Origin of the sequence: Paraburkholderia sp. WS6 (assembly GCF_030464835.1) — a bacterium.
GTDB lineage: Bacteria > Pseudomonadota > Gammaproteobacteria > Burkholderiales > Burkholderiaceae > Paraburkholderia > Paraburkholderia madseniana.
The window spans coordinates 1-13,646 of sequence record NZ_JALQCK010000068.1; the positions used below are offsets into that span (position 1 = coordinate 1).

Here is a 13,646-nt window from a genome sequence, read left to right on the forward strand (position 1 = left end):
GCCGCTGGCTCGAAGCGCGTCAGGCCGACCTGCTGCCGGTCGGGTACTACCACGTGGTCTTTACGCTGCCGGCTGCGATCAGCGCGATTGCGTACTACAACAAGGCCGTCATCTACGGGCTGCTGTTCGATATCGCGGCCGAGACATTGCGCACCATCGCCGCCGATCCGAAGCATCTCGGGGCACAGATCGGTGCCACTCTCGTGCTGCATACCTGGGGCTCCGCGCTCACGCATCATCCCCATGTGCATGGCATCGTTCCCGGTGGTGGGTTGTCGCCGGACCGAAGCCGGTGGGTAGCCTGCAAGCCAGGTTTCTTCCTTCCAGTGCGCGTGCTCTCGCGCCTGTTCCGGCGACGCTTCCTCGAGGAGCTGGAAGCGATCTATCGCCGCGGCCAGTTGCGCTTCTTCGGCGAATACGCCGAGCTCAACGATATGGCAGCCTTTGCCGACTGGCTTGCGCCAATGCGTGCATGCGAGTGGGTGGTATACGCCAAACGCCCGTTTGCGGGACCCAAAGCAGTGCTCGCCTATCTGTCACGCTATACCCACCGGGTGGCGATCTCCAACCAACGCCTGGTCGCGCTCGACGAACACGGCGTCACCTTCCGCTGGAAGGACTACCGCGTGGACGGACGCACACGCAACAAGACCATGACGCTCCAGGCAGATGAGTTCGTGCGCCGGTTCCTGCTGCGCGTGCTGCCTGGCGGCTTCCACCGCATCCGCCACTACGGTCTGATCGCGAACCCATCGCGGCGCCAGAATCTCGCGACGATACGCGAGTTGCTGGACGTCGTGCCTGTCAGTATCGGCCTTGCCAACGTTGTACCCACCGTGGCAGTGCCGCCAACCTTCGTTTGCCGGCACTGTGGTTCGCCAATGATCATCATCGACATACTCCAACGCAGCAGACCTATCCGGGCACCGCCTGTCGAGTGGGCCCACGCATGAACACCACCGCGTCACGATGCACAGTCCGACTGTCGGCTCTTCGGCAACGAGAGCCAATAGCAGACGCCTGCGCCTATCGTTCCAAACCGGCAGTTTGGCGCTGGCCGAGCCGGCGCGATGGCGACCCGCCGTTGTGCCGCTGCTGCGATCGTGTCTGTCTTACCTCAGATTTACCCGCGTTTATATCTACCATGCCCTCAATGGGATCGAACAAATCGCCATAGCGGTGAAATGTTCAGGCCATGTCAGAGCACTCCGCGGTTTCCTCCCTTGGGGCTTGTAGGACGCCTGCCCGCTTGCGTCTGGGCGAGTTGACGTGTCGACGGATCAGGGCAGGCGTCCTACAACCCTAAACAGAAAACGGCCATTGGGCTTGCGAAGCTTAACGTCGGTTCATAGCGTTGATGACAACAACGCAGCGAAACAAACAGCCGCGCCGTGGTGCTTATCGGGCGTCAAGCGAACGTAGTCGGGCGGAGTGCTCGGTGGCATTCGAACGGGGGGCTGCCTGGCGATCTCGTTGCTGTGCGCTACGGGCATAACAGTCCAGGCAGTGATCCTCGGCGCGGCACGACGCTCGGCGTGCGATTGCGAGTCAATAGCATTGCGCAATACCTGCGCATAAAGGGGAAAGAATATTGCTACGCCATCAGACGGGTTTCAGCAGGCTTCGCCATCCGGACAAGCTGCCCTTGGGATCGAGCGCTTCGACCAGCGGCGCGGCGCGCGCCGCAAGTTCCTGTTGCACATCGGCAATCGCGCTGGCGAGGGCGCCCGACATGCCCAGACCTTCGAGCATCAGCGCGGCTTCGCGCATTTCTTCGGAGCGTCGTTGTCCGTGCTCGACAACCCGGCCGATCAGATACGCTTCATAGCCCTTTTCCCAGCCCATGCCCGGAAAGCTTGCCGCGAGCGACGCAAGCACGCGGTCGTCGACGTCGAACTGTTTGGCCGCCAACATCGATTGAACGCAAAGCGCCTCCATGCCTTTGATCATGATGCTGCGGCACAACTTGATGGCTGAAGCGAGGCCGACTTCCTGAGCTACGGCCTCCGTGCGCATGCCCAGACCGTTGAGAATATCCGCCGTATGCGAGGCTAGCCGGCCGCCCAACAGCATCGGCACTCTTACGCCTTGCGGCGGGACCGGAGCCATCACCGCGGCTTCCACGTAATCCGCGCCGTTGCGCTCGATCTGCTGGCAGTTGCGCTGCTTGACAGCGGGCGATACAGAATTGAGGTCGAGATAGGTCTGACCGCTCGTCAGATATTCGGCCGAAGCCGTGGCAACCACTTCCGCCTGGCTTGCCGTGACCACGGAGAAAACGAGTTGCGCATCGCGAAGTGACGTTGCGAGGTCGTTGGCGATATGGGCCTCGCAGTCGCGGGCCCGCTGCACGATCCTCGACCGCGTTGCAGCATCTTGCAGCTTGATGTCGAAGACCGACACTTTATGGCCGGCGGCGGTCAATGCTCGCGCGAAGATAGGCCCGACTTCTCCGAAGCCGATGATCGCGACGCGGCCTATATGCTGATTGCTGTTCTGATCCATGCTGATTCTCTGCGAGTGAAGGTTCGAGATGAAAGCGAGGGGACATCGTCTGCGCATTCGATATTGAAGCTGTAGCAGGGCGGGAGCGCGAACCGCGACCTTAACCCCGCTATTGGGGACCCCCTCATGATGGTTCCATGCCATGACGAAGCTTGACGGAATCAGCCTGGGGCGAGGCCAGAAAGGAGATCAGTTCCTCCGCGGCTTCATGCCGCTTAGACGCTGTGCATATGGCTGCCGAGAATACGGTGATGACCTGAATCTCGGGCGGCAGATAGCCGATGACATCAATGCCTGCCACAGGCATTAATTCGCTCAATTGCTGGAAACCCAGCTCGACTTCCCCCTGCGCGACGAGCGTGCCTACTGGAACGCCGGGCGGCGCCTGCACGATGCGCGGCGCGATGGCTTCAGAGATGCCCCAGCGCTCGAACAAGCGGCTGAGGTGCGAACCGCTGGGACCTGTCGAATAGCCGATGCTGCGCGCGGCCAGAATGGCGTCGCGAACGGCGGCTTCAGTACCGGTCTCCGGTCGAGGCGCCCCGGCCGCCACCGCAATTGCCACGCCCGAACGGGCCAGGTCGACCCGACTGGCCGGATCGATCCTGCCGGCCGCGGCCAGCCGGTCGATCGCGTCGGCCGCAAGCACGACGATATCGAATGGCTCGCCTTCCTGGACGCGACGGGCAGCAGCGACACCACCGACCGATTCGATGACCACAGGTCGTCCCGATAGCCGCTCGTATTCTTCGACCAACTCGGAAAGCACGTTGCGCGTGGCCATCGACGAGATACCGGTGATCCGTTCATTGATGGTTTGACTAGTGACCATGGTTGTCGCCCCTTTTCAATCGATATAGCGCAGCCCGGCTTGTTGCAGCGGTCCGCGCATGTTGTACATATCCAGACCGAGCACGCCGGCGGCCAGCTTCGCGCGCTTCTCGCCCTCGTTGGCTTCGCGCGCAGCCGCCTTTTCGAGAACATTCTGCGCCGATGCCGCCGGCACCACGACCACACCATCGTCGTCCGCGACGACGACATCGCCGGGCATCACCAGCGCGCCGGCGCATACCACTGGAATGTTCACCGACCCGAGCGTGGCTTTGACCGTCCCTTTGGACGAGATTGCCTTGCTCCATACCGGGAAGTTCATCTCCGCCAGCACGCGCACATCGCGCACGCCTCCGTCGATAATGAGCCCTCGTGCGCCGCGTGCCTTGAAGCTTGTTGCCAGCAGATCACCGAAAAAGCCATCGGTGGAATCGGCCGTGGCAGCCGCAACGACGACGTCGCCAGGCTGGATCTGCTCCGCCGCGACGTGCAGCATCCAGTTGTCGCCTGGCTGGAGCAGGACCGTGACGACCGTGCCGCCCGTCTGCGCGCCGTTATAGATCGGCCGCATATAGGGCTTCATCAGGCCCACGCGCCCCATCGCCTCGTGGACAGTCGCGGACCCGAGCGCGCCGAGTTTGGCGGCCGTATCGCCATCCGCGCGCTGAATGTTTCGATATACGACCCCTAGTTCAATCATGATCAATCTCCTTTCGTTTTGAGCCCTGCATCGAGGCGCGGGTAGACACGCCGCGCGTTACCCTCGTAGATCTTGTACCGATCGTGTGCGTCGATATGCGCGGTCTCAATGTAGCGCTTGGTGTCGTCGAAATAGTTGCCCGTCTCCGGATCGATGCCGCGCACGGCGCCGATCATCTCGCTCGCAAACAGAATGTTGTCCACCGGAATCACACGCGTAAGCAGATCGATGCCCGGCTGGTGGTAGACACAGGTGTCGAAGAAGACGTTGTTGAGCAGATGGTCCTTCAGTAACGGCTTCTTGAGTTCCTGCGCGAGCCCGCGGAAGCGGCCCCAGTGATAGGGAACCGCGCCTCCGCCATGCGGGATCACAAAGCGCAAGGTCGGAAAATCGCGGAACAGGTTCGACGTGAGGCACTGCATGAAAGCGGTGGTGTCGGCATTCAGGTAGTGAGCGCCGGTCGTGTGGAAGCACGCGTTGCAGCTCGTGCTCACGTGGATCATCGCCGGGATGTCGTACTCGACCATCTTCTCGTAAATCGGATACCAGTAGCGGTCCGAGAGCGGCGGGCTGGTCCAGTGCCCGCCCGACGGATCCGGATTGAGATTGATCGCGACGTTGCCGTACTCCTCCACGCACTTGACGAGCTCGGGGATGCACGTGGCGACATCCACGCCGGGGCTTTGCGGCAACATCGCGGCCGGAATGAAATGCTCGGGGAAAAGCTGGCTCACGCGGAAACACAGCTCATTGCAGATCGCCGCCCAGGTGCTGGAGACCTGAAAGTCCCCGATGTGATGCGCCATGAAGCTTGCTCGCGGGCTGAAGATCGTGAGGTCGAGACCGCGTTCGCGCATCAGCCGCAGCTGATTGCTTTCGATCGACTCGCGCAACTCGTCGTCGCCGATGTGCAATTCGGACGCCTTCGGCATCCCGGACGGACCCGTGATGCCCGCAATCTGGCGGTTACGCCAGTTCTCCAGCGCCTTCGGCGCGGTGGTGTAATGGCCATGAATGTCGATGATCATCGTCGCTCCCAATAACTGATTCGATTGTCAGCGCGATATGACGAGTGCCATGCGCTGGTTCTGCATTAATCGCTACCGGCGCGCGAAGGAAACGACCTCTGCGCGCGCCGCGACTTAAAACGTATGCCGAACTCCTACTCCGAGGGTATTGCCGACGGGCTTGTCGCTCAGCTTGTCGAGTGAATATATGGCGTAAATATCGGTGCGTTTGGAGAGCAAATGGTCGAATCCAATGGTCGCCGTGTTACGCAAGCTATTGTCGACGGGTCCAGAGCGCCGCGTCCGCGCCCATTCAACGAGAAGGAAATCTGCTGGCGAAAACGGCACGGAAAGACCGGCTTCATAGGTATGCGTGCCGGTAGGCGTGCTGACGTCGCTCGTCATCACTGCCGCAGCGTAGAGAGTCGCGACCCTGAAGTCGTAGGCGGCTCCCGCGAGGTATGCATACTGAGCGGCCACGGGGCCCACCATCGTGAAGCGAACACGCTGCGCGGAAAGTACTGCCGTCAGCCCGTTATTCACATAGGCGAGATGGACGCCGAGATTGCCGACTCCCGGTGAACCCGCTACGCCGCCCATACCGTAGATGACCGTCGCCCCCAAGCCCTTGTAGGTCGGGGTTGTATATTGGGCAGCGTTGTTCCAGACCGTATCGCCGATGATCGAGCCACCGTAAGTCGCCACGAACGTTTGCAGCACCAAAGGTGAAAACACCACGGAAGAGCTAAACGGGTTAACCAGTGACATAGCCGTGTAGGTCGGGTTCCGATGTCTGCCGAAGGTGAGCTGACCAAAGGGCCCTGAGAAGCCAACATAAGCATTGCGCGACCAGAATGGGTCGCTTGCGCTGCGTCCGAGTGCGCCGTTATTCGGCTGAAAGAAGCTTTCCAGAGTGAATATAGCGTTCACACCGCCGCCGAGATCTTCCTTGCCGCGAATACCCCAGAAGGACGTCGTTAGACCGCCGCTTCCCATCTGAACTTGCGAATGCTGCATGTCGCTGCGCTTCAGACTGTCGACGTATGTGCCGACGATTCCGTAAAGCTGGACCTGCGAGGCGTCCTGGACCTGCGCGCTTACGCTGGCTGCGCACAATGTCATCGCTGCGCAAGCGCCGGCCTGCAAGCGTGATCGCTCTGTGCACGATCTCTTGGGGCGTGCAGTTCTCCTGATCTTCATGGGGCAGTCTCCTTGGTGTTTTGATTGTCTTGTACGGCGGCGGCCAGCCCTGACGCGGGCCCCCTATACGAAGCCGTGCTCTAGCTGACCGTGCGCTTCTTCATGGCGGCGTCGAGCTTGTCGCGGTCGAGCTCGCGCTCCCAGGCGGAAACAACGAGCGTTGCGACACCGTTCCCAATCGTGTTGACGACGGCGAGTCCGGTGCCCATGAATCGGTGAATGCCGAGAATCAGCACCATGCCTGACACAGGGATGACGGGGAACACAAGCAGAGTCGAGGTGAGCATGATGAACGCAGCACCGGCCACGCCGCTCGCGCCCTTCGAGGTGAGCATTGCGACCACGATCAGTGTCATCTCCTGCGTGAAGGTGAGTTGGATATTGAAGGCCTGCGCGATGAACAGGACCGCCATCGTCAGATAGATGTTGGTGCCATCGAGATTGAACGAATAGCCCGCAGGCACGACGAGCCCGACTACCGGCTTGGAACACCCCAGGCGTTCGAGCTTCTCGAGCATCCCGGGCAGCGCCGCTTCGGATGAGCTCGTGCCGAGAACAATGAGAATCTCCTCGCGGATATAGCTCATGAAGCGAAAGATGTTGAAGCCCATCACGCGCCCAATCGCGCCGAGGACGACCACAACAAACACAAAAAGCGTCAGGTAGAACGCGCCGATCAGCTTGATCAGCGGCAAGACGGATCCGACTCCATATGTTCCGATTGTGTAGGCGATCGCACCGAAGGCTCCGATGGCAGCGGTCTTCATGATGATGTGAACGATGCCAAAGAACACGTTGGCGATGCCGCCGATGAACTCGACCAGCGGCTTGCCCCGTTCCCCGAGCGCGGCAAGCGCGGCGCCGAAGAGCACCGAGATGAGGAGAATCTGCAGCACATTGCCCGTCACGAACGCATCGATCACGGTGTTCGGGATGATGTGCATGAGGAACTCGACGGTGCTTTGCTCATGGGCCTGAGTCGCGTAGCCGGAAAGCACGGAAGCATCAATTTTCGACGGATCGAGGTTGAAACCGGCACCCGGACGCAACAGATGTCCGGCCATGAGCCCGATCATCAGCGAGAGCGTCGAGACGACTTCAAAATAAAGCATGGCCTTTCCGCCGACGCGGCCGACCTTCTTCATGTCGCCCATGCCCGCGATGCCCGCGACCACGGTGCAGAAAATGATTGGGCCGATCACCATCTTGACGAGCTTGATGAACGCATCGCCGAGTGGCTTCATCTGGACGGCGAGCGCCGGCGCGAAGTGGCCGAGCAGGACACCAATCAGGATCGCAGCCAGCACATGCACATAGAGTTGGCGGTAAAAGGGGACGCGTCTACGCGGCGTCGTATCACGGGATGAGGTGGTGGCGTTCATCGCGGCTGCCCCGTGGCAAACGCAATGCGAGAACGAAAGTTGGCTTGGGTCATGCTTTGTCTCCGATATGTTGTCTTGCGGCCTTTTTGACCGTCTGTTATTTAGCAGCGCCGAAGTCGTAAAGTCGTTCAGGGTTCTCGACCAGGATCTTGTGGAGCAGCACGGGGTCGTCGCAAATGCGGAACAGCAGGTCCACTAGTTCACCGTCATTGGGCATGTCCTTTGAGATATTTGGATGCGGCCAATCTGTGCCCCACAACACACGATCCGGTGCGGCGTAAACGAGTGCTCGCGCGAAGGGAATCGCGTCGTCGAAGGGGCGCTTGCCCGCCGAGACTCGCTCGGAGCCGCACACCTTTACCCACGCGAGCGGATTCCGCATCAATTCCAGCAGTAGCCGGAACGGCTCCTGATCCAGACCCGCCTCGGCGCGCACGCGGCCCATGTGGTCGATTACGAATGGCACGCGAATCCGCCCGATCAGATCGGCGTATTTGACGATGTCCTGTGCGTCGAGGTGCAGGACGACATGCCAGCCAAGCGCTTCGATGCGCCGCAGCACGCGTTCGAATACGTCCAGGTCGGGCGCTCCGCCCAGATGGGCGACGAAATTAAAGCGTACGCCGCGCACACCCGCGTCGTTGAGCGCCTTCAGCGTTTCATCGGTCACGTCTGCATCGACGATGGCGACGCCTCGGTATCGCCCGTTGCCCCGGGCGATCGCATCGAGCATCGCGGTGTTGTCGGTGCCGTGGCAGCTCGCCTGCACGATCACCCCACGCGCAAGGCCCAGATGGTCATGCAGGGCAGCGAGCGATTCGAACGGCGCGTCGGGTGGCGTGTAGCTGCGATCGTCGGCATAGGGGAAACGCTCAGCGGGGCCGAATACGTGGCAGTGCGCGTCGCACGCGAGCGCGGGGAGCCCATGCGACGGTTTGACTGGGTTCGGATCTGGCGGAAGACAGGGCTTCATGGTCTGGCTGAACTCCATTGAGAAAAGTTGCGAGGCATGGCAGCGAATGAGGATCATTGTGGCGATTCGAGTTGGCCAATACAATCGACATAGCCGACTAGCTGATATACGAAAACCGTATAGGAGCCGAAATGGAACTGAAGCAGCTCGAGGCCTTCGTGCACGTGGTTGAGCTAGGGAGCTTTACGCGCGCGGCCACGATCCTCGATACCAATCAACCGACCTTGAGCCGCCTCGTGCGACAGCTCGAGGTGGAATTAAGGCAGACCCTACTCGTGCGGCACGGGCGCGGCGTCCTGGCAACCGATGCTGGGCAGGTCATGCTGGGTCATGCGAAGGGGATGCTGCTGCAGGCCGAGCGTGCGCGGCACGATCTTCGGCAATTGAAGGGGACGGTCAGCGGACACTTCAGCATCGGCCTTGCGCCGAGTTTCGCAAAGGTCGCCACGCAGGAGTTGATCCGGCAGTTCAGGCAGCGGTTTCCAGATGCGACGATCTCCGTGGCAGAGGGGCTTTCCACCTACCTGACAGAGTGGCTGATGATGGGGCGCATCGATGCGGCCGTGCTTTACGACACTTCGCTCACCGCACTCGTCGAGAAGCGCGCACTGTTTGAGGAAGAACTGTTCCTGATTGGCATGACTGGGGGCACAGGTGGTCAGGCACCGGAACAGATCCGCCTGAAGGACATCGCGCGCTATCCACTCATCATTCCAGGGCGCATGCATGCGCTGCGGCAGGTCGTCGAAACGCGCGCGGCCGAGGAGGGCGTCAAGCTCTCCATCGCACTCGAGGTGGATGCGGTCGGGGCGATTCTCGACCTCGTGTGCGAGGGCTATGGTTACGCGGTGTTGCCCATCAATGCGCCGGCCACCGATCCGCTCAGGCGCCCGTTTTCCGTGACGCGCATACGGCACCCGACGCTGCACAGCCGTCTCGCAATCGCGACGAGCAGCCAGCACACCTTGTCACACCTGGCGATGGAGGCAATCGGCCTGATCGAGACCGAGGTGCTTCCGCTCTACACTGCTAACCGGGACCCTGGAGCAATGCGACTGGAATGAGGCTTGAGAAAGGTCAGCAACCTTTCGATGTTCTGTCCATTGCCTAGCCGAAGACATGCCGGTCGAGACGGCTGCTCGAACAGCCGTTCCGGTTTGGAAGCCGCCGTAACGCTCGCGCCGGGTCGAAGGACGGACAGGGTCGACTACGGTCAATCGCACCCGGTCGCCGCCAATCTTCTTCAATCGCCTGTCCTGCGCCTGGATTGTTATTCGGGCTGCAGCCGTGCGGACGAGAGTGGCGCGCCATTGTCATATCCGATTTCACGGTCGAAAGGCTGCAGGCCGTCAGTCAGATAGATAGTCACTTTGGGCGTGGCGACCTTCGGGCGGACGCCCGGGCCGGCAATGTCGTCCGCGCGGGGGGATGGTTATGGTCGAGGAGAATCATTGTGCTGTGGCGATCACCGCCTGGTCAGCATGCGGACGATCTTCTGCACGATGAGCTCATGCTGCTCCAGCGCCTCATCGAGCGTACGTGCTCCGTAGCTCTTGTTGTCTCGCGCTTCCATTCCGGCGACGCGCGTCACGAACAGCGAACCCTCCCCGGTTTTCGGTTCGGACACACCGCGGAAGCGGGTGGTGACCGTCACACCGGATTCGTCCAGCAGCGTGCGGCGGAAGATCAGTTCGTTCTCTGTCATCCAGCGCGACCACTCGCCGCGGTCGAACACCTCGACTGGTCTGTTCTTCGCATCGAGGACATAGAAGCGTTCCCTGCCGGACGGGACGCAGCGTGATTTCATATTTCAATGCGAAGGCGTGAGCAGGAAGCCGATCACCTCCCGCCACCAGGTTTCGTCGACGCGGCCGATCCAGTCGTTATGTTCAGCCGCCTTCACCACTATCAGTTGTCTCGGTTCGGCCAGCGAGTTGTAGAGCGCTTCGCCGAAGCGTGGGGGGACGATGCTGTCGCGCTCCGCAACCACGACGAGAACAGGGCGCCCGAACGACGCCATATGGGTCACGCTGTCGTATCGGTCGCGCAGCAGCCATTGCACGGGCAGCCACGGATAGTGATAAGCGGCGACGTGCTCAAGCCGATCCCATGGCGTGATGAGCAGCAAGCCAGCGGTCTTGTCGCGTTCACGCGAGCCGGCGGCGGCCGCCACGCCGGCCCCGAGCGATTCGCCGATGAGCAGCAGCGGCGCGCCATAGAGCCGATGCGCCAGCGCGATGGTCTGTTGGGCATCACTGACCAGACTCTCTTCGCCCGGCGTGCCGTCGCGCGGCCCGTAGCCTGGATATTCGGCGAGGATCACGCGCAGCCCGAGCCGCATGAGCGCTGCGGCGTAGAACGAACGGTGTCCGGCATGCCCGGCATTGCCATGAAAGACGATGACGGTGGCGCGCACGGATCCGACGGGCTCGGCCACGAGGCCCCGGAACGCCTCAGGTGTCGGCCAGGCGCGAAGTACGCTGGAAACGACGTCCCCGGTTGCAGCCTTCTCAGGGAAGTAGATAAAACGATCCTGCAAGATGGCGACTCCTGCGAACACAATCAGGCACGCAACGGTGAGACGCAACATCAACCCGGTAAATTTCATCGCCTTGAGCCCGATCCACCGATCGTTTCAGTAACGAACCCAGTTTAGCGTGTATTGGCCACCGCTTATGTCCATGCGTGTCGTCGCGAGCCACGCGCTGACGGCGCCGGGAGGGACGGCTCTAAGGCAACGGGCAGTTGGCAACGACGCCCCCCGCTTGCACAGTGAACCGTGGACCAGTCTTGTGCTGCATACTTCAGTGAATCACACCACCGAAAGCATCGACGGCGCGCGGCCTTGTCGTTTCAATATTGAACCGGACCCGGCCATTTGTCGCCGCTGGCACGCGCGTTCGTACGGACATTTGAATGTCCTGTCCGCCCACTCCTACTGGACACCCGCGCTATCTGACTCGGCTGTCCTCCTCACAGCCTGTGAGCGCGACGCGCCTACGTCTCATCCCAATCGTGCCATTCGACCGCATGCGACTCCAGATAACGGTTCACCGCCTGTCCGATGGTAGGAAAGAAGTTTCGCTCGCCGATCATCGTGAACAGGCCGTAGTGCTCCAGGCTGTCCTTCACGGGCCCCTTCAGCTCCGCGAAGCACAGCGTGACGTGCAACGCGAGGAGTTCGTCATGAAGCCGCACGAGAGTGTCGGCTGCGGTGAGGTCGACGTCTGTCACCGGTTCAGCTGCGATCACGATCCACGCGGTTTTTGTCGGCGCCTCGCGAACTACCTGCCGCACGCGTTCGCGAAAAATCTCCGCGTTTGCGAAGAAAAGCGGCGCATCCCATCGCAGCAGGACGAACCCGGGAATGCGACGGGCCTCCGGATGGCGGGCGACATCGTGATAGCCCTTCATCTGATCGACGCGGCCAAGCACAGCGGAATGCGGACGCCACCCTCGCCACAGGAACCCCAGAGCCGCGAGTGCGAGCGCAATGCCGATACCGTTCACGACCCCGATTATCGCGACGCCGAGCAGACAGACGATCGATTGCACGAATTCGCTCGGTCTCAGCCGATAAAGTCTCAACACGCCGCGCACTTCGAGCATCCCGAGACAGGTGGCGATAACGACCGCGGCAAGCGCTGCCTGCGGTGTGTTGCGCAGCGCCTGTGGCGCGAACAGCAACAGGCCCGCGACAATCAGGGCCGCGACGACGCCGGTCACCTGCGTCTTCGCGCCTGCCGCTTCGGCGACCGGCGTACGCGAAGCGCTCGCGCTTACGGCGAACCCATGGGCGACGCCGGCCGCGATGTTCGCGAGCCCGAGTGCGACGAATTCCTGGTTGCGATCGACGGTTTCCCCGCTGCGCGCCTCATAGGTGCGCGACAGGATGCTTATGTCGGTGAACGAGACGAGTGCGACAGCGGCAGCGCCGCCGAGAAGCGCCGTCCACTCGTTGAGTGCGAGCGCCGGAATGCGTGGCGCTGGCAGCACTTGCGGCATGTTGCCGACCACCGCCAGCCCGAAGCGCTGTGCGAGATCCAGCGCGGCGACCGCAATCGTCGCGCCCGCGACCGCGATGAGCACGCCGGGCACCTTCGGCAAACAACGCCGGCAGACGAGGATCACGACGAGCGCAGCGACGCCGATCGTAACGGCCAGCACATTGGTCTGGCCCGCAACGACGCCGCTCGCGAGTTCGCGCACTTGCTGCATGAATGATTCACCGTGCGCCTGGAAGCCCAGCAGCTTGGGTGTTTGCCCGACGACGATTGTCAGCACGATGCCGTTGAGATAGCCGTAGCGGATCGGCAGCGACAGCAGTTCGGCCACGAAGCCCAGTTTAAGCATGCCGACCACCACGCATATCGCACCGGACAGTAGAGCGAGCCCACCCGCGAGGGCAAGCGCGTTCTCCGCATTGCCATGCGCAAGCGGTGCGACGCTCGCTGCGATCAGCGCGACGAGCGCGGAGTCCGGACCCAGCACGAGGATCCGGCTCGGGCCGAAAAGGGCGTAAGCAAGCAGTGCCGCGAACGACGCATAGAGCCCGGATACGGCGGGCAAACCGGCGGCCTCCGCGTAGGCCATCCCCGCGGGCACGAGGACGGCGCTCAGACTGAGGCCCGCCATCGTGTCGTGGGGCAGCCATGCAAGCCGGTAGTTGCGTGCCACAGCAAGCCCGTTGATCCGGCGCGATACGATTCGCCCGGCGGGATTCGGCGGCCGCTCGGGGTTACTGGTGTCTGGTTTCACGGGTCAGCGCAGTTCGAGCCAGAGCAGTTGATGGTCGGAAGGGCGGCTCGCAGTGATCCACCCGCAAACCGCGAAGCGCGGCTTCGAATTCTCTGGGAGGAAGATGAAATCGCATGCGAGCGGTCCGTCGAGCCATTGCTGATGATCGCATGAACCGGCCATCGCGGCAGGTAGGGTATTCGGGTGGGTCCAGGTCCGTACGCGACGATCACCTTCCGGGCAAAAAGACGGCACGAGTGACTGTTGTACCCTTGGAAGCTGCCGATGAGGTGGCGCCTAGGCCAGTGTCC

Annotated in this window: 12 protein-coding genes; 2 read left to right on the forward strand and 10 right to left on the reverse strand. The window is 61.9% G+C overall.

All coding sequences use genetic code 11. The features are described 5' to 3' along the window. On the forward strand, positions 1-953 hold a 953-nt coding region (locus tag M0D64_RS42300), incomplete at its 5' end, for a transposase (RefSeq protein WP_266262012.1). 649 nt (positions 954-1,602) lie between these two features. Here the strand turns inward: M0D64_RS42300 and M0D64_RS42305 are convergent. From M0D64_RS42305 to M0D64_RS42335, 7 genes are all read right to left on the reverse strand, one after another. Beyond that, positions 1,603-2,505 carry an NAD(P)-dependent oxidoreductase gene (locus M0D64_RS42305; protein ID WP_266262013.1) on the reverse strand — a complete coding sequence of 301 codons (903 nt, stop codon included), beginning with the start codon at positions 2,503-2,505 and terminating at the stop codon, positions 1,603-1,605. 124 nt (positions 2,506-2,629) lie between these two features. Beyond that, positions 2,630-3,337, reverse strand: a complete 708-nt coding sequence (locus M0D64_RS42310; RefSeq protein WP_266262014.1) for a substrate-binding domain-containing protein — start codon at positions 3,335-3,337, stop codon at positions 2,630-2,632. A gap of 15 nt (positions 3,338-3,352) precedes the next feature. Then, complete coding sequence (ligK, locus tag M0D64_RS42315) at positions 3,353-4,036, reverse strand: 4-carboxy-4-hydroxy-2-oxoadipate aldolase/oxaloacetate decarboxylase (RefSeq protein WP_266262015.1); 684 nt, start codon at positions 4,034-4,036, stop codon at positions 3,353-3,355. A gap of 2 nt (positions 4,037-4,038) precedes the next feature. Then, positions 4,039-5,064 (reverse strand): amidohydrolase family protein, encoded by a 1,026-nt coding sequence (locus tag M0D64_RS42320; protein ID WP_266262016.1) that lies wholly within the window; start codon positions 5,062-5,064, stop codon positions 4,039-4,041. A 114-nt stretch (positions 5,065-5,178) separates the two neighbouring features. Then, positions 5,179-6,243: a porin gene (locus M0D64_RS42325; RefSeq protein WP_266262017.1), complete on the reverse strand. Its 1,065-nt coding sequence runs from the start codon at positions 6,241-6,243 to the stop codon at positions 5,179-5,181. Between the two features lie 80 nt (positions 6,244-6,323). Then, complete coding sequence (locus M0D64_RS42330; RefSeq protein WP_266262018.1) at positions 6,324-7,625, reverse strand: dicarboxylate/amino acid:cation symporter; 1,302 nt, start codon at positions 7,623-7,625, stop codon at positions 6,324-6,326. 97 nt (positions 7,626-7,722) lie between these two features. Further along, positions 7,723-8,598, reverse strand: a complete 876-nt coding sequence (locus M0D64_RS42335) for an amidohydrolase (protein ID WP_266262019.1) — start codon at positions 8,596-8,598, stop codon at positions 7,723-7,725. Positions 8,599-8,729: 131 nt separating this feature from the next. Here M0D64_RS42335 and M0D64_RS42340 point away from each other — a divergent pair, with 131 nt between their 5' ends. Beyond that, positions 8,730-9,662, forward strand: a complete 933-nt coding sequence (locus M0D64_RS42340) for a LysR substrate-binding domain-containing protein (protein WP_266262020.1) — start codon at positions 8,730-8,732, stop codon at positions 9,660-9,662. Between the two features lie 401 nt (positions 9,663-10,063). On the opposite strand, the gene M0D64_RS42345 is transcribed toward M0D64_RS42340, so the two are convergent. The 3 genes from M0D64_RS42345 to M0D64_RS42355 all read right to left on the reverse strand — a co-directional run bounded on the left by M0D64_RS42345 (position 10,064) and on the right by M0D64_RS42355 (position 13,356). After that, complete coding sequence (locus M0D64_RS42345; protein ID WP_266262021.1) at positions 10,064-10,405, reverse strand: hypothetical protein; 342 nt, start codon at positions 10,403-10,405, stop codon at positions 10,064-10,066. Between the two features lie 3 nt (positions 10,406-10,408). Continuing rightward, positions 10,409-11,206, reverse strand: a complete 798-nt coding sequence (locus tag M0D64_RS42350) for an alpha/beta hydrolase (protein WP_266262022.1) — start codon at positions 11,204-11,206, stop codon at positions 10,409-10,411. A 389-nt stretch (positions 11,207-11,595) separates the two neighbouring features. After that, entirely contained in the window at positions 11,596-13,356 is a 1,761-nt protein-coding gene (locus tag M0D64_RS42355; protein ID WP_266262023.1) for a SulP family inorganic anion transporter, read from the reverse strand. Positions 13,357-13,646: the final 290 nt, after the last annotated feature.

What these genes read in the sequence shown, in the direction of transcription:
- M0D64_RS42320 (WP_266262016.1), bottom strand. Translation starts at nt 5,064, where the DNA reads ATGATCATCGACATTCATGGCCATTACACCACCGCGCCGAAGGCGCTG.
- M0D64_RS42310 (WP_266262014.1), bottom strand. Translation starts at nt 3,337, where the DNA reads ATGGTCACTAGTCAAACCATCAATGAACGGATCACCGGTATCTCGTCG.
- ligK (WP_266262015.1), bottom strand. Translation starts at nt 4,036, where the DNA reads ATGATTGAACTAGGGGTCGTATATCGAAACATTCAGCGCGCGGATGGC.
- M0D64_RS42345 (WP_266262021.1), bottom strand. Translation starts at nt 10,405, where the DNA reads ATGAAATCACGCTGCGTCCCGTCCGGCAGGGAACGCTTCTATGTCCTC.
- M0D64_RS42305 (WP_266262013.1), bottom strand. Translation starts at nt 2,505, where the DNA reads ATGGATCAGAACAGCAATCAGCATATAGGCCGCGTCGCGATCATCGGC.
- M0D64_RS42350 (WP_266262022.1), bottom strand. Translation starts at nt 11,206, where the DNA reads ATGAAATTTACCGGGTTGATGTTGCGTCTCACCGTTGCGTGCCTGATT.
- M0D64_RS42340 (WP_266262020.1), top strand. Translation starts at nt 8,730, where the DNA reads ATGGAACTGAAGCAGCTCGAGGCCTTCGTGCACGTGGTTGAGCTAGGG.
- M0D64_RS42335 (WP_266262019.1), bottom strand. Translation starts at nt 8,598, where the DNA reads ATGAAGCCCTGTCTTCCGCCAGATCCGAACCCAGTCAAACCGTCGCAT.
- M0D64_RS42330 (WP_266262018.1), bottom strand. Translation starts at nt 7,625, where the DNA reads ATGAACGCCACCACCTCATCCCGTGATACGACGCCGCGTAGACGCGTC.
- M0D64_RS42325 (WP_266262017.1), bottom strand. Translation starts at nt 6,243, where the DNA reads ATGAAGATCAGGAGAACTGCACGCCCCAAGAGATCGTGCACAGAGCGA.